The sequence below is a fragment of the Saccharopolyspora sp. NPDC047091 genome, assembly GCF_040643635.1.
GTDB lineage: Bacteria > Actinomycetota > Actinomycetes > Mycobacteriales > Pseudonocardiaceae > Saccharopolyspora_C.
The window spans coordinates 1-25,949 of record NZ_JBEYUS010000068.1; the positions used below are offsets into that span (position 1 = coordinate 1).

Here is a 25,949-nt window from a genome sequence, read left to right on the forward strand (position 1 = left end):
GTAGCCCTGGTCGTAACCGGGCTGCTGGCTGCGGGTCGGCTCGGCACCCGACTCGTGGGGAGTCTGGTTCCCCAGCAGGTGGAGCAGGCGAACGTTGGGCGGTGCGGCGCTGGCCGCGGCCGGGGCGGCGGCGCTCACCGGGGCGCTGCCCGGTGGCCGGCGCGCGGCGGCCGCCCCGGCGGGCGGTGCGTCGATGCACGGCAGGCTCTACGAGCTGCGCAACGGGCGGCACACCGCGGTGGTCGCGGGCGTGGCGGCCACCATGCTGTCCTGGCAGGTCGACGGGACCGAGATGCTGCTGACCCACGGCGCAGACGAGCTCGGCGAAGGCTGGCAGGGCAAGACGCTGCTGCCGTGGGCGAACCGCATCGACGGCGGCGCCTACGAGTTCGGCGGCGAGCAGCTGCAAGTGCCGATCAACGAGCCGGAGCGGGACTGCGCGCTGCACGGCCTGATGGGCTTCACCGAGTGGAGCCCGGTGGAGCACCGCCGGGACCGCGTGGTGCTGGAGCACGTGCTGCCGCCGCACTACGGCTACCCGTTCCAGCTGGCGTTCCGCATCGAGTTCGCCCTGGAGCGCGGCGGGTTCCGCAGCACGCTGTCCGCGCGCAACATCGGCTCCGGCGACGCCCCGTTCGCCACCGCGAACCACACCTACCTGGCGGCGGGCACCGGCACCATCGACGAGCTGGTGCTGCAGCTGCCCGCGGACACCTACTACGAGGTGGACGACCGGCTGCTGCCCACCGGCACCTCCCCCGTCGCGGGCGGCGAGTACGACTTCCGCGCGGCGCGGCCGATCGGGTCGACGGTGCTGGACACCGCGTTCACCGACCTCGCCCGGGACGCCGACGGCACCGCGACCGTCCGATTCGGACGGTCCGACGGGAGCGACGTGGAACTGTGGGTGGACCGCACGCACGGGTACCTGCAGGTCTACACCGACGACTCGCCGGAGGCCGACCGGCCAGCGCGCTCGGGCCTCACCGTGGAGCCGATGACGTGCGCCCCCAACGCTTTCGTCACCGGTGACGGATTGATCGTGCTGCATCCCGGGCAGGAGCACCGCGGCAGCTGGGGCTACCGGCTCGCCGAGTAGCCCGCCGCCCGACCGCGCGGTGGCACCGCTCGCCACCGCGCGGACCGGGGCGGCGGCCGAAGTCCTACAGTGCAGTCGTGGCCGACTACATCCAGATCCCCACCCCCGCGGGCACCTTCGACGCGCTCAGCGCCGGTGCCGAAGGCGACCGCCCCGTCCTGCTGCTGCACGGCTTCCCGCAGGCCGCCATCGAATGGCGCGAGCAGCTCGCCGTGCTCGGCGGCGCGGGCTGCCACGCCGTGGCGCCCGACCAGCGCGGCTACTCCCCCGGCGTCCGCCCGGCCGACGTCGCCGATTACCGGATGGAGGAGCTGATCGGCGACGTGCTGGCCATCGCCGACCGGCTCGGCTGGGACCGCTTCGACCTGGTCGGGCACGACTGGGGCGCGGCCGTGGCCTGGTCGGTCGCCGCGGCGCACCCGGAGCGGATCCGCACGCTCACCGCGGTGTCCGTGCCGCACCTCGACGCGTTTTCGCAGGCGCTGCGCGAGGACGAGGACCAGCAGCGGCGCTCCGAGTACATGCAGGTGTTCCGCCGCTCCGGCTCCGACAAGCAGCTGCTGGAGGACGGCGCGCGGCGGCTGCGGCGGATCTACGAGCACAAGATCCCGGAGACGCACGTCGAGGAGTACGTGCAGCGCTTCACCGAACCGGGCGCGCTGGACGCGGCGCTGAACTGGTACCGCGCGGCCAAGTTCGCCGGTCCCATCGGCCGCGTCCAGGTGCCGACGCTCTACGTCTGGAGCACCGAGGACAACGCGCTCGGCTCCACGGCGGCGCTGGCCACCGGCGAGCACGTCGACGGCGACTACCGGTTCGAGATGGTCGAGGACGTCTCGCACTGGGTCCCGGAGCAGGCGCCCGAGGAGCTCACCCGGTTCGTCCTGGAGCACCTCATCGCCCACCAGGACGAGTGAGCGGAGCCGGAGAGCGGCATCGCCCCGCGCGGCCCCGCTCTCCGGTCAGCCCTCCGCGGACACCCCGGTCGCCAGGAACCGCAGCATGTCCGAACCGACCACGTCGAACACCGACCCGTCGTGCCCGCCGGGCAGCACCGACAGCACCGGCGTGTTCGGGTATTCGGCGGCCAGCTCCTCCGCACCTTCCCGGTACAGGTCGACGTCGCCGACCCAGACGCCCACCGGAATGTCGCCGAGCAGGTCGGTGTGCCGCAGCGGGTCGTGGTCGTGCCACTCCTGCTCGCTGGCGAACACGCCCTTCTCGTTCATCAGCTCCCAGGTGACCGGCAGCGCGGGCGCGAGCAGCGCCGCGGCCTCCACCGGCAGCCCCACCTGCGTTCGTTCGGCCGCGTAGTTCAGCGCGCCGAAGCCACCGGTCGATATCCCGGCGACCGCGAACGGCAGCCCGTCCCGGTCGCCCAGGTGGCGGGACCGCAGCCACGCCGGGACCTCTTCCAGCAACATGCTCAGCAGGTCGCCGTTCGCGGAGCCGTCGTTCCAGTACGAGTTGAAGCCGCCGTCGACCGCGAGCAGGCCGAACGGCGGGATGGCGCCCGCGGCGTACTCGGTTTCGAGCTTGCTGAGCGTCTCGTACGGGATCGGGGTCGGGCTCATCCCGTCCCTGCCGTGCAGGTACAGCACGATCGGCAGGTTCTCGGTGGCCTCCAGCCCGTTCGGGAACGCGAACATGAGCTGCACGTCCGCGTCCCGGTAGTAGGACCGCTCGGTGTCGACCCGCAGCACCGGCCCGGTCGCCGCCGGAGTGCGCGGCATCGGTCTGCGCAGCGGCGCCTCGGCCGTGGCCACGCCCGGGTTCGAGCGCCCGCACGCCGCCGCGGTCGCACCGACCGCCGTCACACCCATCAAGGACAGCAGGCTCCGCCGCCCCAGTTTCACGTTCCGCATTCGCCTGCCACCACGTCGTCAACGTCCCGCGGATACTTTACCGACGCCTCCGGTGGTTGTCCGCGAGGCCGACCCCCTGCAGCATGACCTGGGAACCGAGTGGAGAGGGGAACGGGTGTGAACGGTGCGGAGAGCCTGCTCACCGCGGCCCGCGAGGCGGGCGTGACGACGTGCTTCGCGAACCCGGGCACGACGGAGCTACCGCTGGTGGAGGCGTTCGACTCGGTCGGCGGCATCCGCGCGGTGCTGGGCCTCGCCGAGGGCGTGGTGACCGGTGCCGCCGACGGCTACGCGCGGATCGCCGGGCGGCCCGCGATGACGCTGCTGCACCTGGGGCCGGGTTTCGCGAACGGCATCGCGAACCTGCACAACGCGCGCCGCGCCCGCACCCCGGTGCTCAACGTGATCGGCGAGCACGCCAGCTGGCACCAGGCCGCGGACGCGCCGCTGTCCTCCGACATCGAATCGCTGGCGCGGCCGGTGTCCTGCCGGGTGTCCCGCACGTCGGGCGCGGCGGCGGCCGCGGCCGAGTTCCTCGAGGTCCGGCAGGCGGCGCTGCGGGACCGGATGCCCGCGACGCTGATCGCCGCGGCCGACCACATGTGGGCGGACGGCGGCGAGGTGCCCGCCGCGCCCGCCGCACCCGTGCTGTCCACTGTGGACGACCAGCGGGTGGCGGGGATCGCGAAGCTGCTCGCCGGACCCGGCCGCCCCGCGCTGCTGCTCGGCGGGACGGCGCTCGGGGCGGACGGGCTGCGGCTGGGCGCCCGGATCGCGGCCGCCACCGGCGGCCGGGTGTTCGCCGAGCGGAACCCGGCGCGCCTCGAACGCGGCCCGGACGTGCCCGCCGTCCGCTCGCTGCCGTACTTCCCGGAGGACACCCTCGCGGCGCTCGCCGAGCACACCCACCTGGTGCTCGTCGGCACCGGCCTGCCGGTGTCCTTCTTCGGCTACCAGGGCCAGCCGAGCGTTCCGGTGCCCGAGCACGTGCAGGTGCACACCCTCGCCGACCTCGACGAGGACCCCGTCGACGCGCTCGCCGCGCTCGCCGACGCCGCCGGGGCCGGTGCGGAACCGCCCGCGCGGGAGCAGCCGGTGCTGCGCCCGCCGGAAGGCGAGCTGCACGCGAAGGCCATCGCCACCGCCATCGCGCTCGACCAGCCCGAGCACGCGATCATCGTGAACGAGGGCATCACCGCGGCCGCGGCCTACCCGGCGGTCGCCGCCGCCGCTCCCGCGCACACCGAGCTCGCGCTGACCGGCGGGGCCATCGGCATGGGCATCCCGGTGGCCACCGGTGCCGCGCTCGCCGCGCCCGACCGGCCGGTGATCACCCTGCAGGCCGACGGCAGCGCCGCCTACACGGTGCAGGGGCTGTGGACGCAGGCCAGGGAAGGCCTCGACGTGACGACGGTGCTGTGCGCGAACTCCCGCTACCGCATCCTGGAGGCCGAGCTCGGCCGCGCCGGGGTGCGGCGCCCCGGGCCCGCGGCGACCGGCATGACCAGCCTCGCCGACCCGGGTGCCGACTGGGTCGCGCTGGCCACCGGTTTCGGCGTTCCCGCGGTCCGCGCCACCACCGGCGAGGAACTCCGCACCGCCCTCCGCCGCGCCCGCGACGAGCCCGGACCCCACCTCATCGAGGCGGTCCTGCCCTGACACCGCGCGCCCGGGCGGCCCGCCGTTGAACCCACCCGCCGGATCTTGGTCTGTCCCCTGTCAGCGGCGAAGCCGCTGAGCCAACGACCACCCGATCAACCGTCCCACCCGCGGGTTCTCCGCGGACCTCTCGCGAGGACAGCGATTTCTCCTGTGGCGGAGCCACCGGTGAAATCGATCCCGCAGCGAGAGGGCCGCTGAGGTTCCGCCACTAGCCCCCTCGCAGCAGAAGGCGCTCGGTCCGAAAAGATCACTTGACGCAGCGCTGCGGTGGCGGGATCAGGTCGTGGCGCAGCGCCAGGGAGGCGGCTTCGAGGCGGGAGTGGACGCCGAGCTTGGTGAGCACCGCCTGCACGTGGGTGCGCACCGTCGCCGGGGACACCCCCAGCGACTTCGCCATCGTCGCTGTCTGCGCGCCCTCGGTGAGCATGCCGAGGCATTCGCGTTCCCGGGCGGTCAGGTAGGAGGCGAGCCGCCGCGCGTCCAGCGCCTCACCGCGCGGCTGCTGCGCCGGAACCCGGGATGCGGCCAGCGCCACCACGGTCTCCCCGCCGGCGACCGCGGTGAGCGCGTCCAGCAGGTTCGCCAGCCCGCACATCTTGTTCACGTACCCCACCGCCCCCGCCGACAGCGCGCCGCGCACCCCGCGGGCGTCCCCGTCCGCGGTGAGCACCACGACCTTCGCGGCCGGTGCGGCGGCCCGCACCTCCGGGAGCCGCGCCACCCCGTCCCCGTCCCCGAAGTACCGGTCCAGCAGGCAGATGTCCGGGGCCAGCCTGCGCGCCGCGGCGACCGTGCCCGCGATCGAACCGGCGGTGCCGACCACCGGGAACCCGCGTGCCGACAGCGCCGAGACCAGCGCGTCCACGAAGATCGCGTGGTCGTCGCCGAGCAGCACCCGACTCGAACCGTCCCCCATGCCTCTCCCCCATCGTCGCCCCGTGCGGCCTCACGCCCCCGGGAACACCAGCCGTGCCCGAGTTCCCCGCCGCGGGGCCGGTTCCAGGTGCAGCCGGGCCCCGCAGGACTGCGCCAGCGCGGTGACGATGCCCAGCCCGAGTCCGCTGCCCGCACCGGGTGCGCGGCCCAGGCCGGGCCCGTCGTCGACGACCTCCGCGGTCACCCCGCCGCCCGGGTGGTGGGTGGCCCCCAGTTCCACGACGCCACCCGGGCCCGCCGCGCGCGCCGCGTTGTCCAGCAGGTTCGCCAGCATCCGCCACACCGCGGCCTGGTCGGCGCGCACGTGCACCGGGGAGCCCGGGCGCACCAGCAACGTCGGCGCGCCCGCCCGCGCGCGGGACGCGGCGAGCCTGCCGAGCAGGCCGCGCAATTCCACCGCCACCGGTTCGCCCGGGGCACCGCCGGCCGCGACCAGCTCCAGCAGCCGCACCAGTTCCTGGTGCACCAGCTCCAGCCGGTCGCGGGCCTGCGCGGGCAGTTCCGCCTCCCCGCGCATCCCCTCGGTCAAGTAGGACGCGGCCGCCAAGCCGTGCCCCAGGTCGTGCAGCAAGCCGCGCAGCCACCGGTCCACGCCGGGCGGTGCAGGCGCGGGCAAGGATTCGGTTCGCACCACCGCTCCCTCCGCTCCGAGACGCCGCGGCCGTGCTCGGGCCGCGCTACCCAGTCGTCGCGTCGACGGGGGCCGCACGTTGCAGTCTCATACCTTCAGGGGATGACCGTCACCGCAGGTCACGGAGGTGGTGCGGCGGCTCCACCGGCGCGCCGAACCCGGCGGCCCCGGTCGCGGCACCGGTCACCGGCTCGCCGCGGTAGGCGGCGGCGAGGTCGGCGGCCAGCGCCGCCGACGTGTGCGCGCCGAGCACCCGCTGCCGCGCGGCGGCGGCGAGCCCGGCCGCCAGCTCGCGGTCGGCCAGCAGCCGGGACACCGCGGCCGCCAGCAGGTCCGGTCGGGCGGGCGGCACCAGCAGGCCCGTCACGCCGGGCACCACGACGTCGCCGATCGCGTTCACCGCCGTGGCCACCACCGGCACGCCCGCGCTCATCGCCTCCACCACGGCCAGCGGCAGGCCCTCGTAGCGGCTGGGCTGCACGAAGACGTCGAACGCGGGCACCAGCGCGGGTGCATCCGCCCGGTCCCCGGCCAGCAGCACCCGCACCCCGAGGCGCGCGGCGGCCGCCCGCACCCGCGCGGCCCGCTCCCCGTCCCCGATCCACACCCCGGTCACGTCCGGGCGGTGCAGCGCCGCCAGCGCGGCCACCCAGTCCTCCGGGGCCTTCTGGTAGGCGAGCCTGCCGACCGCGCCGACCACCGGAACTCCCGCGGGCAGGCCCAGTTCGCGGCGCGCCCGGGACGGATCGACCGGCACCGGCGGCACCGCGACGCCGGTGGTGCGGACCCGGTCCGGAGCGATCAGCCCGCGCCGCACCGCCTCCACCGCGACCGCCGTCCCCACGCACAGCGCCACGTCGGTGACCCGGCCCAGCGCGCGCTCCACCGCCAGGTAGGCACGGCGGCGCGGGGCGCGCTGGAACTCGTGGAACGGGAACCCGTGGTAGGAGTGCACGATCCGCCGCGCCCCGACGCGGACCGCGGCGGCCCGGCCCAGCGCGCCGGCCTTCGCGCAGTGGGTGTGCACCACATCGAACGAGCCGCGGCGCAGCAGCCCGGTCAGCCGCAGCAGCGCCCGCACGTCGTCGGCCGGGGCGATCGGGGCGCGCAGCGCGGGTTCGAGGACGCAGGCGAGGCCCGCGTCGGCGGCGTCCCGCAGCAACCGGCCGCCGCTGCCGGTGATCACGGTGACGTCGAACTCGCGCGGATCCAGCGCCAGCGCGCCGCGCAGCGCCATCGCGCCGGCGCCGCCTTCGAGCCGGGTGATGACGGTGGCGACGCGCGGCGGGCGGTTCATCGCCGGTCCGGCGGGGACGATCGGCCGATCGTGCCGAGCTCGCCGGGCGCGCGGGCCTCGCCCGGCTGCCCGGGAGCACCCGATCTCCCGGCGTCGCCCGCCCGTCCGGACGTGCTCGGCTGCCCGGAAGCCCTTGGCTGCCCGGAAGCGCCCGGCTGACCAGAAGCGCCCGACCGCCCGGAGACACCCCGCCGACCGGAAACCCCCGGCCGTCCGGAAACACCCGGCTCTCCGGAGGCGTCCGACCGCCCGGAGACGCCCAGCTGACCGGAACCGTTCCGCTGCTCGGAGGCGCCCGGTGCCTCGGACGCGCTCCGCTGCCCGAAGCCGCCCAGCAGTCCGGAGGCGCCCAGCCGTCCGGAGACACCCGGCCCTCCGGACGCACCCGGCCTTCCGGAGACGCTCGGCTGCTCGGACGCGCCCGGCTGCCCGGGAGCGCGCATTCCCGCCGCGGCCGCCACGCTCACCGCCTCCAGCTGGGAGTGCACCCGCAGCTTCGCCAGGATGCTGCGGGTGTGGGTGCGGACCGTCTCGGCGGAGATCCGCAGTTCCTCGGCGATGCGGCTGCCGCGCATGCCCGCCACCATGCCGCGCAGCACGTCCCGCTCCCGCTCGCTGAGCACGTCCAGCGGGCCGTCGCGGCGGGCCGCGTGCACCACGTCCGCCCGCAGTCCGCGCAGGATCTCGCCGAGCAGTTCCGGCGGGTACCAGGCGTGGCCGCGACACACCCCGCGCAGCACGGTGGTCAGCTCGTCCACCCCGCACTCCTTCGGCACCCACCCGGCGGCTCCGGCGCGCGCCGCGTCCACCGCCCGCTGCGGATCGAGCCCGCCGGTGAGCACCACGACGTGCACCGCGGGCCGGTGCGCGCGCACCGACTCCACCAGGGCGCCGGTGCAGCCGACCGGTTCCACGTCGACGGTGACGACGTCGGGGCGCAACCGGTCGACCACGGCGGGCAGCTGCGGGTCGTCGGTGGCGCACCGGCCCACCACCCACACGTCCCCCGCTTCGGACAGCCGGGCGCTCAACGCCTCGGTGAGCATGAGGTGGTCGTCCACCATCAGCAGCCGCAGCACGTTCACCACCTCACGGTCCCGCGCCGCGGCGCGGAAGTCCTCATCCAACTGCGGGAGACCGCGCGGTCGTCACCCGGCCCGCGCGCCGAGGCCGGGCCGCGCCTCGGCCGGTTCGACCCGGTGGCGGCGCGGGCTGCTCCACCGGCCGGTGGAGCGCGACCACCACGCCAGCGGGATCGCGGACAGCGCGATCGCCGAATCCAGCACCCGCATCGGCAGGAACAGCCACGCGTAGAGCAGGAACCGCGGCTGCCGCTGGATCAGCGCCACCACCGCGGTCAGCAGCAGGTCCGGCAGCACGATCCCCAGCAGCAGCGCGGGAACCGTCAGGTATCCCGACACCGCCTCGTAGGTGGCGGCGAACCACGGCAGGGTCAGCACCCCGGTCACCAGTTCCGGAACGAGCAGCACCAGCAGCACCAGCGGCAGCAGCACCAGCATGATCCCGCTGGTGAGCAGCTCCACCAGCAGCAGCGTCAGCATCGCGGTGAACAGGTTCAGCCGCGGCGGATGCCTGCGCACCGTCTGCCACAGGCCCAGCGACCACCGCTTCGACTGGCGCACGTAGTCCCGCAGCGTGCCCGGGTCCTGGGTGGCGGCGACCGCCGACGGCGTGAACCCGACTTTGCCGAGGCGCTTCTGGTAGACCTCGAAGGTCATGTTGAAGTCCTCGATGACCAGCCCCGGCGGGTTCACCTCGATGTTCGGCAGCACGTCGGTGCGGTAGACGCTGGCGAAGCCGGGCACGATGTGCGTGGCGTTGACGTGCCGCCAGGTCTGGCCGAACTTCAGCAGGTACTGGGTCATCGAGTAGATCCGCTGCCGGTGGAACGCCACCACCCGCCCGGCGAAGGACAGCGAGCGGTCCCGCCACTCGGTGCGCACGCAGCCCGCGACGGCCACCACCTCCGGATCGTCGAACAGCGGCAGCGCGGCCCGGAAGTAGCCCGGTTCCACCCTGGTGTCGGCGTCCAGCAGCATCACCAGGCGGAACCGGCGCACCAGGCGGAACCGGCGGATGCCGACCTGCAGCGCGCCCGCCTTGCCCACGTTCTCCTCGGTGCTGATCACGTTCACCCCGGCGCGGCGGGCGAGTTCGACGGTGCGGTCGGTGGAGCCGTCGGAGACGACGTGCACCTGCTTCACCGGCACCAGCGCGGTGATCGCCCGCAGGCTCTCCTTGATGACGAGCTCTTCGTTGTGCGCGGCGATGAGCACCGCCACGTCGGTGAGCCGCAGGTTCGTGGCGCGGCGCAGCCGGTGCCGCCCGGGCAGGTCCTTCTTCTCCCGGTGCGCCTGCAGGTCGGCGACCTTCGCGCGGCGCGGCACCATCCGCGCCCGGGCCGCGCCGTGCCAGCCGTCGAGCACCCGCAACAGCCCGATCATGCCCCACAGCGTGAAGTTCGCGCCGAAGACGGCGATCGCCAGCACCCACCACGGGATCATCGCCGCTCCCTCATTCGCCGACCGGCAGGCTCTCGGCCAGCCGGTTCCAGGTGGAGGTGTCCTCGTAGCCGTACATCCACAGGTAGACGCCGCGGATGCCGGAGCCGCGGGCCACTTCGAACTTCGCCTTGGAGCTCACCGAGTTCTCGAACCACACCTCGTGCTCGCGGCCGCGCTCGTCGGTGTAGCGGAACCACGGGGTCTGGCTGACCGGGTCGTAGTTCGTCTCGGCGCGGTGCTGGGTGGCGAGCTGGAACGCCTGCAGCCAGGTGACGTTGGTGCCGTGCTCGCCGACCCAGTCGTAGCCGTAGAGCGGGATGCCGAGCACGATCCGCTCCGGCGGGATCTGCGACTTGGCGTACTGCACGACGTCGCGCACCCAGCCGATCGGCGCGACCGGGCCGGGCGGCGAGGTCCCCCAGTGGAAGTCGTAGCCCATCAACCGCACCTGGTCGGCGGCCCGGCCGATGACGGCGAAGTCCTGGGCGACGTTGCGCTCGTCGTAGCCCTCGTCGCTGGCCTTCGCGAACACCGCCACCGAGAGGGTCTTGCGCTCGGCGCGCAACGCCGCGCCCAGTTCGGTGACGAACGCGCCGAACGCCTCCCGGTCCCCGGAGCGCAGGTTCTCGTAGTCGATGTCGATGCCCGCGTAGTCCTCGCGCTCGACCAGCGCGACGATCTCCCGCACGTGCCGGTCCCGCAGCCGCGGGTCGTGCAGCACCTTCGCGACCGGTTCGTACGCCCAGCGCCCGTCGGTGATGTTGGCCAGCGAGGCCACCACCGGCACGCCGGCTTCGCGGAGCTTGCCGACCTGCTCGGCGACTTCGGCGGTCCGGTCCGGCGGGAACTGGTGGGTGATCCGGCCGTCGTCGCCGAGCCCGTAGATCCACGGCGAGACCTCGTTCACCGAGTCCCGGTTGGCGACGACGGTGGTGGTGCCGTTGCCGAGGTTCCAGAACGGCAGCGACGCCACCACCAGCGTGCCCGGTTTCGACGGCGACATCATCCGCGGCGCCGCCATCACGACCACCAGCAGCGCGGCGATCGCGATGAGCGCGATGAACCAGATGGAGCCGCCGAAGTGCCGGACCCGCCGCGCCCGCGGGCTGCGGCCCTGCTCCGGTGGCCAGGACCGCGGGCCGGTCGGTTCCGGTTCGTCCGGGCCGGCACCGGCCCAGGTCCGCCGCCACCAGGCGGTGAGCTTCGCGCCGAGGCCTTCGCGCCCGGCGCCGTCCGCGGTCGCCACGCCATGTCGTTCTCCTTCCCGCACCCCGTCGTCGCTCATCGCCGCCCGCTCACGCCGAGACGACCTGCGCGGCGCGCGTCTGCTCGTCGATGACGGCGCGGATGATGTCGTCGAGGGTGTGCGCGGGCTGGAACCCGATCAGCTCGCGGGCCTTACCGCAGTCCGGGACGCGACGTTGCAGGTCCTCGTAGCCGGGGCCGTAGGCGTCCTCGTAGGACATCTTCACCACTCCCGCCCCGGATCCGGTCAGCTCCAGCACGCGGCTCGCCAAGTCCATGATGGACACCTGCTCGGTGCTGCCGAGGTTGACGGCGGTGCCGTTCGCGGCGGGCAGCTGGGCCAGCCGCACCAGGGCGGGCACCACGTCCTGCACGTGGCAGAAGCAGCGGACCTGGTGCCCGGTGCCGAACACGGTGAGCGGCCGGTCCTGCAGCGCCTGGCTCACCAGCCGCGGGATCACCATGCCGTAGCGGCCGCTCTGCCGGGGCCCGACGGTGTTGAACAGCCGCACGATCACCGCGTCCAGCCCGAGTTCCCGGACGTAGCAGCAGGTGAGGCTCTCGTCGATGGCCTTCGCCTCGGAGTAGGTCCAGCGGGTCTTCAGCGGCGAGCCGATCAGCCGGTCGTCGGTCTCGGCCAGCCCCGGTTTGGTGTTCTTGCCGTAGATCTCGCTGGTGGAGGCGACCAGCACCCGCGCGCCGTGGCGGTGCGCCGAGTCGAGCACGTTCTCGGTGCCGTGCACGTTGGTGAGCAGGCTGCGCAGCGTGCGCTCCTGGATGACGAAGGCGCCGACCGCGGCGGCCAGGTGGAACACCACGTCTACTTCGGACACCAGGTCGTCGACGAGGGAGCCGTCCAGGATGGTGCCCTGCACGAAGCGGAACTCGGGCGCGCCCTCCGGCAGGTTCTCCCTGCTGCCGGTGCTGAGGTCGTCCACCCCGAGCACGGTGTTCCCGTCGGCCAGCAGCCATTCCACCAGGTGCGAGCCGATGAACCCGGCGGCTCCGGTGACCAGCGCCTTCATCGGACCCCTCCGCCCTGCTCGGTGGCCAGCTCCCGGGGCGCGCCGCGCCTGCCTCCGGAGCGCAGCCGCTCGTAGAGGTCGTCGATGCGGCCGGTGACGGCCTCGATGCCGTACAGGTCGCGGATCACCGGCACGTCGCCGCGCGGGCGCCGGTCGGTGACCTCGGCGGCGATCTCCGAGCGCATGCCCTCGACGTCGCCGGGGACCTGCCGGGCCCGGTCGGTGTGCACGCCCTCCAGCGCCGGGCAGGTCGTGTACAGCACCGGCATGCCGTTGGCCAGCGCCTCCAGCACCGACAGCCCGAAGGTCTCCTGCTTGGAGGACGCCACGAACAGGTCGAACGCCGACAGCATCGCGGAGACGTCGTGGCGTTCCCCGGCGAACACCACGTGGTCGGCGACGCCCAGCGCGGCCGCCTGCCGCTCCAGCCGCTCCCGTTCGGCGCCACCGCCGACGACCAGCAGCTTCGCCCCCTCGCCCAGCAGCGGTGAGGACGCCTCGATGACGAGGTCGAAGCGCTTGTTCGCGTCCAGCCTGCCCAGCACCCCGATCACGTGCGCCCGGTCGTCGATGCCGTGCTCGGCGCGCACCCGCGAGCGCGCGTCCGCGTCGAAGGCGACGCGGCCGAAGTCGACGCCGTTCGGGATCACGGTGATCTTCTCGGCGCGCATCCCCCAGTTCGCGAGCCGGTCCGCCACGGTCTCCGACACCGCGATGGTCCGCTGCGCGAACACGTCGGTGCCCAGGTAGAGGCCGCGCACCCCCGCGGTCATCCGCCTGCGCTCCAGGTGCGTCTCGCCGATCGAGTGCTCGGTGCCGACCACCACCGGCGTGCCCGCGAGACGGGCGGCGAGCTTGCCGTAGACGCAAGCCCGGTACAGGTGGGTGTGCACCACGTCGTAGCCGCCCTCGCGGATCAGCGAACGCATCCTCAGCACCGCGCCCAGCTGGGTGTTGCTGGTCATGCCGAGGTCGCGGACCCGCACCCCGTCCCCGGTGATCATGTCGGCGACGTCGCCCGGGTTGTAGAGCGCGAGCACGTCGGCGTCGTGCCGGGTGTGCTGCAGGATCGATCTGAGCTGCAGCTCGGCACCGCCGACCCCCAGACCGGTGATCACGTGCAGAACCTTCATTCCTGGTCTCCCCCCATCGCGGTGGCCAGCACGATGCCGACCGTCCTGGCCACGACCACCACGTCCAGCCACGGCGTCCAGTTCTCGATGTAGCGGTTGTCGAACTCGGCCCGGTCGGGGATCGAGGTGTCCCCGTGCAGGCCGTGCACCTGCGCCCAGCCGGTCATGCCGCCGCGCACCCGGTGCCGGTCCCGGTAGCGCGGGATCTCGCGGGCGAAGCGCTCGGCGTAGCAGGGCCGTTCCGGTCGCGGTCCCACCACCGACATCTCGCCGCGCAGCACGTTGCCCAGCTGCGGCAGCTCGTCGAAGTGCGTGCCGCGCAGCCAGCGGCCCAGCCGCGTCGTGTCGGCCGGGCGCACCGCCCAGCCCTGCGCGGTGCCGCCGGGCACGGTGCGCAGCTTCACCACGGTCGCCGACCGGCCGGGACCGGTGACCCGGCGCTGCCGGAACAGCGCGGCCCCGCCACCGCCGAGCCGCACCGCGGCGGCCAGCACCAGCAGCAGCGGTGCCAGCACCACCAGCAGCGCCCCGGCCAGCAGCACGTCGGACGCGCGCTTGAGCAGGGCGGCGGCCGCGGTGTGGTTCCAGCGGCGCAGCGGCACCAGCGGAATCCCCCAGATCTCGTCGAGCAGCCGCGACGGCACCGCCACGCCCAGCTCCGGCAGCGCGGGCACCAGGTGCACCGCGGCGGGCAGCGGGCGGCAGTCCCGCACGATGCCCACCAGGTCCGCTTCGGTGTCCGCGGCGCACAGGACCACCCGGGTGGCGCGGTACCGCGCCACGAGCTCGGCCAGCTGCCGCGGCCGCCCCGGTACCGGCGCCGCGGCGAGCACCGGGTCGTCGGCGAGCAGCAGCGGCCGCAGCCCCAGCTCCGGGTGCTCCAGCAACGCGCGGGAGATCCGCACCCCGGTGGCGCCGGCGCCCACGACCAGCACCACCTCCACCAGCAGCCCGCGCCGGTGCGCGGCCCGCAACCCGGCGACCCCGGCGATGCGGGCCAGCACCAGCGCGCCCGCCCCGGCCGGCACCAGCACCCCGGCGCCGGTCCAGGGCAGCAGCAGCGCGGCGGGCACCGCGGCGTCGAGCGCCAACCGCGGCACCTGGTCGCCGACGCGCAGGCAGAGCCGCGCCCGGTGCCCGCCGTCGATCCCCACCGCCACCAGCGCCGCCGCGACGTACAGCGCCGCGAGCAGCGCGGGCACGCCCAGCACGAGCACCACCGCGGTCAGCGCGACCACGTCGACCAGCGGCCACAGCACCAGCGGCAGCAGCCGCGGTGCCGCGCGCGCCCCGGACCGCTCCGGGGCGCGCCACCGGCACCGCACCGGACCGGGACCGGACCGCAGGTCGGTGATGCTCATCCGGCCGCCCCGGCCCGGACCCGCCGCGCCCCGGACGTCGAGGTCAGCCGGGCTCCGACGCGCCGCACCGCGTGGTCGGCGCCGTACACGAACCGCATCACCGGGCCGTGGCTCGGCGTCACGGCGGCACCGATGAAGAACAGGCCCGGCACCGAGGACTCGAAGTCGGCGCCCACCCGCGGCGTGCGGTCCAGCGTCCGCAGCCGGGACCGCAGCCGCGGGTTCACGAACCCGAGCCGTTCCAGGTCCGGCGGGTAGCCGGTCGCGCAGATCACGTGGTCGGCGGTGAACTCCCGGCCCCCGCCGCCGAAGGTGCGCACCCCCAGCCGCACCTGGTCGCCCACGGTCTTCGCCCAGTCCACGGTGTGCCCCACGTGCACCGGCAGCACCCCTTCGACGCGCTCCCGCAGCCACCAGCCGCCCGCGGGCCCGAGCGCGGTGCGCGCCCGCAGCACCCGCTGGCTCTCCGGCAGGTGCCGGAACAGGTCGGGGTGCTCGGAGTAGAACCAGGTGGACAGCCCGGAGCCGAGACCCGCTTCCGGTTCCCGCACCCGGCGCAGCAGCGGCCGGTCCGGCAGCAGCGGCCGCCCGTTCCACACCACGTTCCGGGCGCGGGCGATCAGCCGCACGTCCGCACCGTGCTCGTGCAGCAGCGCCGCCGATTCCAGCGCGGACTGCCCGGCGCCGACCACCAGCACCGCGGCGCCGTCGAAGCCGGACAGGTCGGTGTGCTCGGAGCTGTGCGTGCACAGTTCGGCGGGCAGGTCGGAGAACACCTCCGGGGTGCGCGGGAAGTGCTGCACCCCGGCGGCGATCACCACCGAGCGGGCCTTCGCGGTGCCGCCGTCCTCCAGCGCCAGCTCGAACCCATCGGCCTTCTGGTCCACATCGGACACCAGCACCTCCTCCACCTCCAGGCCGCGCTGCTCGCGGAACCAGTCGGCGTAGGCGATGAAGTTCTCCAGGGACACCGGCACGCCGTAGTCGGCGTAGCCGTGCCCGATCTCCTGGCAGAAGTTCCGCAACGTGTGCGACCGGTCCGGATCGGACAGGTTCGAGGCGAAGCCCTGCGATTTCAAGAACATGCCGCGCGGCATCCTGCTGCGCCACAGGTCCATCGGGATGCCGAACTGCCGATAGCTGACCCCGGCCGACCGCAGGTGCGCGGCCAGCGACAGCCCGTACGGACCGGCGCCCACGATGGCGACGTCGACGGTGTCGTTCATCTCTGTCCCTCCTCGACCGCATACGGCGACCGTCGCCGCTGCCGAATCACCGCGTCCCGCTCGCGTTCGCGGTACCGCGGGGGTTCCACCACCTGGGCCTCCGCGCGGGGCGCGAACCGGCGGGTGAGGGCGCGCCGGCCCATCCACCCGCACATCAGCGCGAACGGGGCCAGGTCGTCGCGGGCGAACCACGCGAGTTCGTCCGCCCGCCACACCGACCGCGCCCACTGCCGCAGTCCCAGGTCACCGCGGCGCCAGTAGCCGACGGCGCCGAGCGGGTCGTAGTTCTCCACCAGGAACCGGCGGCCCACCGGCGGCAGGCCCTCCGGCACCGGCTGCCCGGTCAGGTCCAGGTACGCCGCCAGCACCACGTCGATGCCCGCGGAATCGCGGAACAACCGGAATTGCGCGCCCAGCCGCGGGTTGAAGTCCAGCAGCCGGTAGCTGCCGTCGCGGTGGTCGAACCGGAAGTCCAGGTCGGCGATGCCGCGGAAGTCCAGGCGCCGCAACAGCTCCGTCGCCTGCGCGCGCAGCACCGTGTTGGACAGGCAGCGGCCCAGCGTGGTCAGTCCCGCGTGCGCCGGGTAGGAACGCAGCTTCACGCCGGTGAACGCGGGACGGCAGCCGCCGGAACCGCGGTAGGCGTGGAAGAACCAGTCGTTGCCGCTGCCGCCGGGCACGTACTCCTGCAGCATCAGCAGGCCCGCCCGCTGCTCCCGGGTCTCCTGCTCGTCCCACACCTCGCCGAGCTCCCGCAGGTCCTGCGGGGTGCGCAGGATCGAGGTGCTGCGGACCTTCGCCCGCCCGCCGGAGGTCCACGGCGTGGCGAGCTTCGCCACCAGCGGGAAACCGGTCTCGGCGGCGAACTCGGCGGCCTCCGCCCTGGTGCGCACGAGTTCGGCGCGCGGGGTCGGCACCCCCAGGTCCCGGCACACGTCCTGCAGGGTGAACTTGCCCGCCACCTCCCGCGGCAGCTCCGGCGGCGGGTCCGGGAAGCGGAACCAGTGCCGCAGCGCCGCGCCGTGCTCGGCCAGGTGGATCGCGGCGGCGTCGTCGGTGGGGAACAGCACCGCGGGCCTGCCGAGCTTCTCGGCCAGCGCCGCCAGCCCCAGGTTGATCCGCTCCGGATCGGCGAGCTCCGGGCGCCACCACCAGCGGCCGCGCAGGTAACGGGAGTGCGCGGCCGGCGCCATCGGGTCCTCGTGCACCGCGTACACCGGCACCCCGGCGCGGCCCAGGCTGCGGATCAGCCCGAGCCCGCCGTGGTGCAGCACGTTCGGGTCCAGCTTGAACACCACCGCGGGTGTGGCGGTGTCCATGCCTGCCGGTTCCGGGGCGCGCATCCCTCACACGACCTGCCGGTGCGGGGCCAGGTCGAACTGGTAGGTCGCGTCGAGGACCTGCGGGCAGTCGCCCGCCCACGAGTAGTCCAGCCCCGGGTGCACGGTGTGCACCACGACCAGGTCCCAGTCCGCGCCGCGCGGTTCCGGTTCCCCGGCGAGCACGGACCCGTCCGGCAGCACGACCTCGGGGATGAGCGGATCGTGGTAGCGCACGTCCGCTCCCAGCCGGGTCAGCCCGGCGATGATCGGCAGGGCCGGGGACTCCCGCAGGTCCCGCACGCCCGCCTTGTAGCTCACGCCCGCGATGAGCACCCGCGCCCCGGCGGACGCGGTGCCCGCGGCGGCCAGCAGCTGCTCGGCGCGGCGCACGACCTGGTCCGGGCGCAGGTCGATGGACCGCATCGCCTGGTCGATCATCGGCGCGGCCACGCCGCGCTCCCGCAGCTGCCACAGCAGGTAGTGCGGATCGCAGGGGATGCAGTGCCCGCCGACGCCGGGCCCGGGAAAGCTGCCGAGGAAACCGTACGGCTTGGTGCCCGCCGCGATCGTCACCTCGATCGGGTCCAGCTCCAGCGCGCCGCAGATGTCGGCCATCTCGTTGGCCAGCGCCAGGTTCACCGCGCGGAAGATGTTCTCGTACAGCTTGGTCAGCTCCGCGGCCTCCGGGGAGCTCACCAGGTACACCGAGTCGGTGAGATCCCCGATGATCCGCGCCGCCCGCGCCGAGCACTCGGGGGTGACCCCGCCGACGATGCGCGGGGTGTGCCGCTGCGAGTGGTCGTGGTTGCCGGGGTCGATGCGCTCCGGGCTGAACGCCACGTGCACCTGGCTGCCGACGGCCAGCCCGCGCTGCCGCAGCGGTTCCACCAGCAGTTCCCGCGTGGTGCCGACGAAGGTGGTGGAGGTGAGGATGATCGTCTGGCCGGGCCGGGCGTGCGCCACCGCGGTCTCACAGGCGGACCGCAGCGGCGCCAGGTCCGGGATCCGCTCGTCGTCGACGGGCGTCGGCACGCACACCACCACGGTGTCGGCGTCGGTGAGCGCGGCCGGGTCCTCGGCCAGCTGCAGCGTCCCGTCGGCCAGCGCCTCGCGCAGCACCGCCCGCTCCCCGTCCGGCAGGTCCACGTCCCCGTCGGCGATGTCGCGCAGCCGCCGCCCGCTGACGTCGACGCCGACGACGCGGGAGCGGCGGGCGGCGAGCCCGCAGGCGGTGGGCAGCCCCACGTAGCCGAGCCCGAGGATCACCACCGAACCCTGCCGGGCGTCCGGCAGCGGGGTGTCGATCCCGGTGGCGCGGCGGACCGCGTCCTCCTCCGACCGGTCCTGGTAGGCCACCAGCCGGTCGGACAGCTGGCGTTCCCGCCCGTTGACCGCCAGCGCGAGGTGATGCTGGGTCACGTTTCCTCCCCCGATCGCGCGTGTCCCCTGCCGGGCCGGGGCGTGCGCCGCCCGCCGGTGCCCGGTGTCGCCGTGTCCGGCGCGGCGGTCTCGGCCCCCACCTCGATCCGCCGCGCCGGCCGGTTGCGGGCTTCAGAATCGCAGCTCAGCGGGGTCGGACCGCTCCCCCAACGGCGGTAGCGCCCCTACCGAAACCGCAGGAATCCGGCATCCGCCGTGCGGTGCGCGAGGCCGTGCCGGACCCGTTTCGCGTCGAGCCGCAGCGTTCCGTCGCGGTCGCCGACGTAGGTGCGGGGCAGCGCGTGCGGCCCGGACAGCGGGGAACGCCAGATCGCGCAGCCGTACCCGTAGCCCGCTTCGCGGACGGCGGCGACGACGGCCGCGTCGACCGCGCCGTACGGGTAGCAGAAGCCGTCGACCGGCTGCCCGGAGACGGCCTGCAGCACCGGGCGGCTCTTGCCGACCTCCGCGGCGAGCTCCGCCGGTTCCAGTTCGGTGAGCCTGCGGTGCTGCACGCTGTGCGAGCCGATCTCCATCCCGGCGGCGGCGACCTCGGCGACCTGTTCCTCGGTCATCAGCGGTTTGCGCGGTCCGGCCGGGTCCCACCGGTTGTGCCCGCCGAGCATCCCGGCGATCACGAACACGGTCGCCGTCCAGCCGAAGCGCCGCAGCAGCGGCTGCACCACCTCGGCGAAGTCGGTGTAGCCGTCGTCGAAGGTGAGGCCCACCAGCCCGCGGGCGCGCCCGGCCCGCCGCGCCGCCAGCAGCTCCCGCATCGACACCCCGGTGCAGCCGCGGGCCCGCAGCCACCGCAGCTGCCGCTCGAACCGCGCCGGGTCGACCGTCACCAGGTACGGATCGTCGGTGTACTCGGACACCGAGTGGTACATCAGCACGTACGGGAACGACTGCGGCGCCCGCTGCCGGGTGGCCGCTCGCTGAGTCCGGATCATCGCCGGCCGCCTTCCTGGTCGCGGTCCTCGGCGGACCGTCGCACGCGGCGGGCGGGCGCTGGACCGGTAGCACGGGTGAGTTCCCGTACCGCGGCTGCACGAGACGTCTCAGGAATACTGGCCGTGGTCCAGGACGTGCGACGACGGGAGCGATGCGGTGGAACAGCGGGCGGACGCGGACGAATCCCTCGCGAGCGGGGTGCCCGCCCTGGTCGGTTCGCTCGGCGAACTGCCCTCGATCGTGCTGTCCACCGATGCCGTCGACGAGGTGGTGTGGGAGACCGCGATGCTCGCGGTCCGCGCGCACGAACCGACTACTTCGTGCGGGGTGACGGTGCTGCGCGACGGGCACCCGGTGTCGCTGGTGCCGGACCGCGCCGAACACAACGCGCTGGAGCAGTCGCAGTACGCGGCGGACACCGGCCCCGTTCCGGAGGCGCTGCGCTCCCGGGCCGCGGTCGTGGTCGCCGACACCGCCGACGAGCCGCGCTGGCCGGAGTTCGCGGCGGCGGCCGCCGAGCAGGGCATCGGGTCCTGCTGCGCGGCGCCGATGTTCGTCGGGGACCGGCCGCTGGGCGTGATCAGCTACTACGCGGCGGCGCCGCACGCCTACGAGGCGGACTTCCTGCTGGGCGGGCTCATCGCGGACCTGGCCGCCACCGGGTTGTGGTGCCTGCTCAAGCACGCCGACAAGCAGCAGCTCGACGAGCAGCTGCGGCAGGCGTTGACCTCCCGGGCCGACATCGACCAGGCCAAGGGCATCCTGATGGCGCAGCGCGGCTGCACCCCGGACGAGGCCTTCGACCTGCTCCGCGAGCAGAGCCAGCGGCACAACGTGAAGTTGCGCGAGGTCGCCGCGCGGGTGGTGCGCCGCACGACCGGTGCGACCTGATCGGCCGTCCGTTTCGCGCTGATCGGTAGGATCGACCGGATTCGCACCCCACGCCGAGGAGTTGAGCAGTGACCGCGGCACCCCGCTCCGAACCGGAGCACCAGGACGATCGGGCCGAGCCGCCGGTCGAGCGCGCGGGGGTGCGCGACCTGATCGCCGCCTACCCGTGGCTGCCGATCCCGGTGGGGCTGCTGCTGAGCGCGCTGGGCGTGTGGTGCTTCGCCGAGCTCGCCGAGGAGGTCTACCGGGGCGGCCCGGTCCTGCGGGTGGACGAGCACCTGCTGCGGGTGTCGCTGGCGCTGCGGTCCGGGCCGCTGGTGGGGGCGCTGTCCGTGCTGACCTGGCTCGGGGACGTGCTGGTGGTGCTGCCGGTGAGCCTGGCGATCGGCGTGCTGATCGGCGTCACCCGGCACCGGTGGGCACCGCTGCTGCTGCTCGCGGTGTCCTCGGCGGGGACGGGGCTGGCCGTCTACCTGTTCAAGATCATGATCGCGCGGCCGCGGCCGCAGGTGGTGGACGCGCTCGTCGCCGAGGACGGTTTCGGCTTCCCCTCGGGGCATTCGGCGCACGCGGCGGCGCTGTACCTGATGCTGGGCGCGTTCGGATTGCGGCTGCTGCGGTCCCGGTGGGCGCGCCGCGCCGGGTTCGCCGCGGCCGTGCTCGCCGTGGTGATCACCGGGTTCAGCCGGGTGGTGCTGGGGGTGCACTCGCCGACGGACGTGCTGGCGGGCTGGGCGCTGGGCGCGTCGTGGACGGTGCTGCTGCTGAGCCTGTGGTTGTTCGGCGAGCACCTGCCCCGCTTGATCGACGCCCTCGTGGCCCGCAAGCGGCCCGGGTGAGCGGCGACCGCTCACCCGGGGCTCGCGGGCTCAGATCGTCCAGGTGTCGTTGCCGGTGAGGAGCCGCTGCAGGTTCGGCGGGTCGTTCTCGGCGGCGGCGGCGACCTGCGCGCGGGCCGCGTCGTCGTAGGTGGGGCGGGAGACCGCGCGGAACACGCCGGTCACCGTCGGATCCAGGTTCACCCCGCCCAGCCGGGACAGCGCGTAGGCGAACGAGCTGTCCTCCCGTTCGGCGTCGTGCACCACCACCTGCCCGGAGTCCACCGCGTCGAGCTCGGCGACGCGCAGGTCACCTTCCGGTCCGCGGACCACCGCCTGCCGCGCGTCCTCCGGCCCGAACACGACCGGTTCGCCGTGGCGCAGCGGGATGAGCCGCCGCTGCTTCTCCTCCTTGTCCTTGAGCACGTCGAACGCGCCGTCGTTGAAGATCGGGCAGTTCTGGTAGATCTCCACCAGCGCGCTGCCCCGGTGCTCGGCGGCGGCCTGCAGCACCTCGGTGACGTGCGCCCGGTCCGAGTCGAGGGTGCGGGCCACGAAGCTCGCCTCCGCGCCCAGCGCCAGCGACACCGGGTTGAACGGCGTGTCCAGCGAACCGGCGGGCGTGGACTTGGTGACCTTCCCGACCTCGGAGGTCGGCGAGTACTGGCCCTTCGTCAACCCGTAGATCCGGTTGTTGAACAGCAGGATCTTCAGGTTCACGTTGCGCCGCAGCGCGTGGATCAGGTGGTTGCCGCCGATGGACAGCGCATCCCCGTCCCCGGTCACCACCCACACCGACAGGTCGGGCCGCTGGGTGGCGAGCCCGGTGGCGATGGCCGGGGCGCGGCCGTGGATGGAGTGCATCCCGTAGGTGTTCATGTAGTACGGGAACCGGCTGGAGCAGCCGATGCCCGAGATGAACACGATGTTCTCCCGCTTGAGCCCCAGCGTCGGCAGGAAGCTCTGCACCGCGTTGAGCACGATGTAGTCCCCGCAGCCGGGGCACCACCGCACCTCTTGGTCGGACTTGTAGTCCTTCGCGGTCTGCTTCTCGTCGCTGGTGGGCACGCCGTGCAGGCCGCCCAGTTCCGGCAGTCCGAGGTCCGTCGTGGTCACGCAGACACCCCTCGCAGCACATCGGTGAGCACGTTCTGGAGTTCTTCCGCCTGGAACGGCAGGCCCGCGACCTTGGTGTGGCTGTGCACGTCCACCAGGAAGCGGGCGCGCAGCAGCATCGCGAGCTGGCCGAGGTTCATCTCCGGCACGATCACCCGGGCGTAGCGGTGCAGCACCTCGCCGAGGTTCGCGGGCATCGGGTTCAGGTACCGCAGGTGCGCCTGCGCGACCGGCATGCCGAGTCCGCGGACGCGGCGGCAGGCGGCGCCGATCGGCCCGTACGAGGAACCCCAGCCGAGCACCAGCACCCGGGCGTCCCCGGTCGGGTCGTCCACCGCCAGTTCCGGCACCTCGACGCCGTCGACCTTCGCCTGGCGCAGCCGCACCATCCGGTCGTGGTTGTCCGGGTCGTAGGAGATCGCGCCGGAGCCGTCGGCCTTCTCCAGCCCGCCGATGCGGTGCTCGGTGCCCGGAGTGCCCGGCACCGCCCACTCGCGGGCGAGGGTCTCGGGGTCGCGCACGTACGGCCAGAACTCGCCGGAACCGTCGGGCGCGTTCGGTTCGGCCGCGAACCGCACCCGCAGGTCCGGCAGCGTGGTGATGTCCGGGATCAGCCACGGCTCGGAACCGTTGGCGACCGCGCCGTCGGACAGCAGCAGCACCGGAGTGCGGTAGGCCAGCGCGATCCGGGCGGCCTCCAGCGCCACGTCGAAGCAGTCCGCCGGGGAGCGCGGGGCGAGCACCGGCACCGGCGATTCGCCGTTGCGGCCGTGCAGCGCCTGCAGCAGGTCGGCCTGCTCGGTCTTGGTGGGCAGCCCGGTGGACGGGCCGCCGCGCTGGATGTCGCAGACGAGCAGCGGCAGCTCCAGGGTGACCGCGAGCCCGATCGTCTCCGACTTCAACGCCAGCCCCGGCCCGGAGGTCGTCGTCACCCCCAGCGAGCCGCCGAAGGAGGCGCCGAGCGCGGCCCCGACCCCGGCGATCTCGTCCTCGGCCTGGAACGTGGTGACGCAGAAGTTCTTGTGCTTGGCCAGTTCGTGCAGCACGTCCGAGGCCGGGGTGATCGGGTAGGTGCCGAGGAACACCGGCAGCCCGCTGCGCTGCCCGGCCGCGACCAGCCCGTAGGCCAGCGCCACGTTCCCGGTGATCTGCCGGTAGGTGCCCTGGGGCAGCGTCGCGGGCGCCACCTCGTAGGTGACCGCGAACGCCTCGGTCGTCTCGCCGTAGTTCCAGCCGGCGCGGAAGGCCAGCACGTTCGCCTCGGCGATGTCGGGCTTCTTCGCGAACTTCTCCCGCAGGAACCGCTCGGTGCCGTCGGTGGGCCGGTGGTACATCCAGGAGAGCAGGCCGAGCGCGAACATGTTCTTGGCCCGTTCGGCGTCCTTGCGCCCCACCCCGGCCGGTTCGGCGGCGCCCCGGGTCAGCTCGGCCATCGGCACCAGGTGGACCACGTACGGTTCGAGCTCGCCCGATTCGAGCGGGTTCTGCGCGTAGCCGACCTTGGTGAGGTTCCGCTTGGTGAACTCGTCGGTGTTGACGATGAGGGTGCCGCCGGGCGGCAGGTCCCCGAGGTTCGACTTCAGCGCCGCCGGGTTCATCGCGACCAGCACGTCGGGCCGGTCGCCGGGGGTGAGGATGTCGTAGTCGGCGAAGTGCAGCTGGAAGCTGGAGACCCCGGGCAGCGTGCCCGCGGGGGCCCGGATCTCGGCCGGGAAGTTCGGCAGCGTCGCCAGGTCGTTGCCGAAGGCCGCCGCTTCGGAGGTGAAGCGGTCGCCGGTGAGCTGCATGCCGTCGCCGGAGTCGCCTGCGAAGCGGATCACCACGCGGTTGAGCTTGCGCGGTGGTGCCGCCGAGCCGTTCGAGGCCGGACCGGCCTCCGGTCGCTGCGGAGGCTGGTGCCCGTTCGTACTCACCACTGCACCCGTTCCCCTTCCGGCCGCGGGCGAGCCCGCGAGCCACTCGGCCGCCCTGTGACGCACGATACAGCTCGGCGTGGTGTTCCTACGCCGATCACCCGGACGCATCAAGGACTGGACGCCTGCGGCGGGTCGGCTAACATGAATTCCCGAGATGTTCTCGAGACGTCTTCCCGGTGACGATTCACTACTCCCGGGTTAAATAAGAGCGGGCGTCGGCCGAAACGACGCGAACCCGCCCGCACCCGATCAAGACCGCGCCCGTGGCGACCCCTCCACCGCGATTCCCGGGGACGCCGGACGTCGCTCCCGGAATGGTCGAGCACTCCGTCACCGATCCGTCACCGCGGGTACGCCTCCAGCGCGACACTCCGGCATTCCCGGCCGACACGCCGCGCGAAACCGGCACCGGCGGACATCCGCCCCGACGGCATTCGGCCGCCGCCGGACCCCCGGGCGGCTTCGCCGACGGCACTCCACCCGCACCACCCGCGACCAGCCGCGAAGCCGTCCGGTCCGGACGCCCGGCACCTCCCGGCGACCGCGACTCCGACCGTGCGGCGACCGGATCCGCACCGCTGCGCGCGCCGCCCGCACCGCAGACTCCGCCCGCGCACCGGAATGCCGCGACCGGCTCGGCGGCGCCGTTCTCGAATGCGAACCGGGGAATCGACGATCGGTCTCAGCGCAATTCTCCCGGCGCCGATTCCTGATTTCCCTTCATTTCATTTCAGGGAAGCCCGACCGTTCACCCGAACCCCGTTCGGCATCCCCGGGGGGACCCCTCGCGAAGAAATGATCGCAAGGCACCGCCACGAGGGGCGCGAAGAATTCGCAACGACAGGTCGGGCGAGTCATCGATGTGACGCCGATCATTCCCCTGAAGCAGTAGTCCGCGCGCCCGCGTTTTAGTCCTAACGAGTGACTTCTTTAGTAGGTATAGGCGCGGTCGCGCCCCGCGGAACGCACCCGGGAAAGCGAACGACCCGGCCACCCCCATGGCCGGGTCGTTCACGAACTCCCAGGAACCGGATCGTCCGGTCAGGCCCCCGGCAGCCCCAGCAGGGCCGCCACGCAGGTCGCCAGATCCCCCGTCCGGCTCCACACCAGCTCCCCCGGAGCCGCGGTCGCGGCGGGCATGATCCGCGCCGCGCGGCACTCGTCCTGGTCGAAGATCCACAGCACGTCCATGCAGGTCGCGGTGTCCCTCCAGCCGACCAGGCCACCGATCTCCCCCTCGTCGTCCGCCACGGCGCGGAACGACCACCCGGCCGCTCGCAGGTCGGTGAGACCCGCCAGCTCCGGGTAGGCCCGCACCGCGGACGCCGCAACACCCCCCTTCATCGTGTCCTCTCCCGCGCCGTCCGGGCGGGAATCGAGGAATGCGCGCCGATTCTCAGCTGCTGATCGCATAGGCTGACAGTGGACCGAAATCGGATATCGGAGTGCCACACAATCGCCACACCCGCCGAGTTCCGATTGCCCTCGCGCGTCCGATCAGGTTTCGT

22 protein-coding genes are annotated in these 25,949 nt (G+C 73.7%); 5 read left to right on the forward strand and 17 right to left on the reverse strand.

What is annotated here, in order from left to right; all coding sequences use genetic code 11:
• Window positions 1-94: 94 nt before the first annotated feature.
• Window positions 95-1,099, forward strand: coding sequence for an aldose 1-epimerase family protein (locus ABZ805_RS23660; protein ID WP_358444199.1), 1,005 nt, complete (start codon window positions 95-97; stop codon window positions 1,097-1,099).
• Between the two features lie 77 nt (window positions 1,100-1,176).
• Window positions 1,177-2,016, forward strand: a complete 840-nt coding sequence (locus tag ABZ805_RS23665) for an alpha/beta hydrolase (RefSeq protein WP_358444202.1) — start codon at window positions 1,177-1,179, stop codon at window positions 2,014-2,016.
• A 45-nt stretch (window positions 2,017-2,061) separates the two neighbouring features.
• Here ABZ805_RS23665 and ABZ805_RS23670 read toward each other — a convergent pair whose 3' ends face one another.
• Entirely contained in the window at window positions 2,062-2,964 is a 903-nt protein-coding gene (locus tag ABZ805_RS23670) for an alpha/beta hydrolase-fold protein (protein WP_358444205.1), read from the reverse strand.
• 117 nt (window positions 2,965-3,081) lie between these two features.
• Here ABZ805_RS23670 and ABZ805_RS23675 point away from each other — a divergent pair, with 117 nt between their 5' ends.
• Window positions 3,082-4,623, forward strand: coding sequence for an acetolactate synthase large subunit (locus ABZ805_RS23675; protein WP_358444208.1), 1,542 nt, complete (start codon window positions 3,082-3,084; stop codon window positions 4,621-4,623).
• A 250-nt stretch (window positions 4,624-4,873) separates the two neighbouring features.
• Here the strand turns inward: ABZ805_RS23675 and ABZ805_RS23680 are convergent, their stop codons facing one another.
• From ABZ805_RS23680 to ABZ805_RS23740, 13 genes are all read right to left on the reverse strand, one after another.
• Window positions 4,874-5,542: a response regulator transcription factor gene (locus ABZ805_RS23680; protein ID WP_358444211.1), complete on the reverse strand. Its 669-nt coding sequence runs from the start codon at window positions 5,540-5,542 to the stop codon at window positions 4,874-4,876.
• Between the two features lie 30 nt (window positions 5,543-5,572).
• The gene (locus ABZ805_RS23685; protein ID WP_358444214.1) at window positions 5,573-6,193 is read right to left on the reverse strand and encodes a HAMP domain-containing sensor histidine kinase; all 621 of its coding nucleotides are present in this window, start codon (window positions 6,191-6,193) and stop codon (window positions 5,573-5,575) included.
• Window positions 6,194-6,302: 109 nt separating this feature from the next.
• Window positions 6,303-7,490 carry a glycosyltransferase gene (locus tag ABZ805_RS23690; protein ID WP_358444217.1) on the reverse strand — a complete coding sequence of 396 codons (1,188 nt, stop codon included), beginning with the start codon at window positions 7,488-7,490 and terminating at the stop codon, window positions 6,303-6,305.
• A complete protein-coding gene (locus ABZ805_RS23695; RefSeq protein WP_358444220.1) occupies window positions 7,487-8,617 on the reverse strand; it encodes a LuxR C-terminal-related transcriptional regulator in 1,131 nt (376 codons plus the stop codon). The genes ABZ805_RS23690 and ABZ805_RS23695 overlap by 4 nt, the downstream gene beginning before the upstream one ends.
• A 21-nt stretch (window positions 8,618-8,638) precedes the next feature.
• Window positions 8,639-10,015: a glycosyltransferase family 2 protein gene (locus ABZ805_RS23700; protein WP_358444223.1), complete on the reverse strand. Its 1,377-nt coding sequence runs from the start codon at window positions 10,013-10,015 to the stop codon at window positions 8,639-8,641.
• A 10-nt stretch (window positions 10,016-10,025) separates the two neighbouring features.
• Window positions 10,026-11,261, reverse strand: a complete 1,236-nt coding sequence (locus tag ABZ805_RS23705) for a glycosyl hydrolase family 18 protein (protein ID WP_358444226.1) — start codon at window positions 11,259-11,261, stop codon at window positions 10,026-10,028.
• Window positions 11,262-11,310: 49 nt separating this feature from the next.
• Complete coding sequence (locus ABZ805_RS23710; RefSeq protein ID WP_358444229.1) at window positions 11,311-12,285, reverse strand: NAD-dependent epimerase/dehydratase family protein; 975 nt, start codon at window positions 12,283-12,285, stop codon at window positions 11,311-11,313.
• Window positions 12,282-13,418, reverse strand: a complete 1,137-nt coding sequence (locus ABZ805_RS23715; protein ID WP_358444232.1) for a glycosyltransferase — start codon at window positions 13,416-13,418, stop codon at window positions 12,282-12,284. The genes ABZ805_RS23710 and ABZ805_RS23715 overlap by 4 nt, the downstream gene beginning before the upstream one ends.
• Entirely contained in the window at window positions 13,415-14,779 is a 1,365-nt protein-coding gene (locus ABZ805_RS23720; protein ID WP_358444235.1) for a sugar transferase, read from the reverse strand. The genes ABZ805_RS23715 and ABZ805_RS23720 overlap by 4 nt, the downstream gene beginning before the upstream one ends.
• The gene (locus tag ABZ805_RS23725; protein ID WP_358444238.1) at window positions 14,776-16,005 is read right to left on the reverse strand and encodes an NAD(P)-binding domain-containing protein; all 1,230 of its coding nucleotides are present in this window, start codon (window positions 16,003-16,005) and stop codon (window positions 14,776-14,778) included. The genes ABZ805_RS23720 and ABZ805_RS23725 overlap by 4 nt, the downstream gene beginning before the upstream one ends.
• Window positions 16,002-17,324, reverse strand: coding sequence for a carboxylate--amine ligase (locus ABZ805_RS23730; protein WP_358444241.1), 1,323 nt, complete (start codon window positions 17,322-17,324; stop codon window positions 16,002-16,004). The genes ABZ805_RS23725 and ABZ805_RS23730 overlap by 4 nt, the downstream gene beginning before the upstream one ends.
• A 27-nt stretch (window positions 17,325-17,351) precedes the next feature.
• Window positions 17,352-18,746 carry a nucleotide sugar dehydrogenase gene (locus tag ABZ805_RS23735; protein WP_358444244.1) on the reverse strand — a complete coding sequence of 465 codons (1,395 nt, stop codon included), beginning with the start codon at window positions 18,744-18,746 and terminating at the stop codon, window positions 17,352-17,354.
• A gap of 185 nt (window positions 18,747-18,931) precedes the next feature.
• On the reverse strand, window positions 18,932-19,699 hold the full coding sequence (locus ABZ805_RS23740; RefSeq protein WP_358444247.1) for a polysaccharide deacetylase family protein: 768 nt from the start codon (window positions 19,697-19,699) through the stop codon (window positions 18,932-18,934).
• Window positions 19,700-19,856: 157 nt separating this feature from the next.
• On the opposite strand from ABZ805_RS23740, the gene ABZ805_RS23745 reads away from it, so the two are divergent.
• Window positions 19,857-20,591 (forward strand): ANTAR domain-containing protein, encoded by a 735-nt coding sequence (locus ABZ805_RS23745; RefSeq protein WP_358444250.1) that lies wholly within the window; start codon window positions 19,857-19,859, stop codon window positions 20,589-20,591.
• A gap of 68 nt (window positions 20,592-20,659) precedes the next feature.
• Window positions 20,660-21,430, forward strand: coding sequence for a phosphatase PAP2 family protein (locus tag ABZ805_RS23750; protein ID WP_358444253.1), 771 nt, complete (start codon window positions 20,660-20,662; stop codon window positions 21,428-21,430).
• Window positions 21,431-21,460: 30 nt separating this feature from the next.
• Here the strand turns inward: ABZ805_RS23750 and ABZ805_RS23755 are convergent, their stop codons facing one another.
• From ABZ805_RS23755 to ABZ805_RS23765, 3 genes are all read right to left on the reverse strand, one after another.
• Window positions 21,461-22,525, reverse strand: coding sequence for a 2-oxoacid:ferredoxin oxidoreductase subunit beta (locus tag ABZ805_RS23755; protein WP_358444256.1), 1,065 nt, complete (start codon window positions 22,523-22,525; stop codon window positions 21,461-21,463).
• Window positions 22,522-24,441, reverse strand: a complete 1,920-nt coding sequence (locus ABZ805_RS23760; protein ID WP_358444259.1) for a 2-oxoacid:acceptor oxidoreductase subunit alpha — start codon at window positions 24,439-24,441, stop codon at window positions 22,522-22,524. Before ABZ805_RS23760 ends, ABZ805_RS23755 begins: the two co-directional genes overlap by 4 nt.
• A 1,041-nt stretch (window positions 24,442-25,482) precedes the next feature.
• Complete coding sequence (locus ABZ805_RS23765) at window positions 25,483-25,785, reverse strand: hypothetical protein (RefSeq protein WP_358444262.1); 303 nt, start codon at window positions 25,783-25,785, stop codon at window positions 25,483-25,485.
• Window positions 25,786-25,949: the final 164 nt, after the last annotated feature.

Excerpts from the sequence above, each read along its gene's own strand:
- ABZ805_RS23720 (WP_358444235.1), bottom strand. The coding sequence starts at position 14,779 with ATGAGCATCACCGACCTGCGGTCCGGTCCCGGTCCGGTGCGGTGCCGG.
- ABZ805_RS23715 (WP_358444232.1), bottom strand. The coding sequence starts at position 13,418 with ATGAAGGTTCTGCACGTGATCACCGGTCTGGGGGTCGGCGGTGCCGAG.
- ABZ805_RS23690 (WP_358444217.1), bottom strand. The coding sequence starts at position 7,490 with ATGAACCGCCCGCCGCGCGTCGCCACCGTCATCACCCGGCTCGAAGGC.
- ABZ805_RS23680 (WP_358444211.1), bottom strand. The coding sequence starts at position 5,542 with ATGGGGGACGGTTCGAGTCGGGTGCTGCTCGGCGACGACCACGCGATC.
- ABZ805_RS23710 (WP_358444229.1), bottom strand. The coding sequence starts at position 12,285 with ATGAAGGCGCTGGTCACCGGAGCCGCCGGGTTCATCGGCTCGCACCTG.
- ABZ805_RS23700 (WP_358444223.1), bottom strand. The coding sequence starts at position 10,015 with ATGATCCCGTGGTGGGTGCTGGCGATCGCCGTCTTCGGCGCGAACTTC.
- ABZ805_RS23725 (WP_358444238.1), bottom strand. The coding sequence starts at position 16,005 with ATGAACGACACCGTCGACGTCGCCATCGTGGGCGCCGGTCCGTACGGG.
- ABZ805_RS23740 (WP_358444247.1), bottom strand. The coding sequence starts at position 19,699 with ATGATCCGGACTCAGCGAGCGGCCACCCGGCAGCGGGCGCCGCAGTCG.
- ABZ805_RS23670 (WP_358444205.1), bottom strand. The coding sequence starts at position 2,964 with ATGCGGAACGTGAAACTGGGGCGGCGGAGCCTGCTGTCCTTGATGGGT.
- ABZ805_RS23765 (WP_358444262.1), bottom strand. The coding sequence starts at position 25,785 with ATGAAGGGGGGTGTTGCGGCGTCCGCGGTGCGGGCCTACCCGGAGCTG.
- ABZ805_RS23730 (WP_358444241.1), bottom strand. The coding sequence starts at position 17,324 with ATGGACACCGCCACACCCGCGGTGGTGTTCAAGCTGGACCCGAACGTG.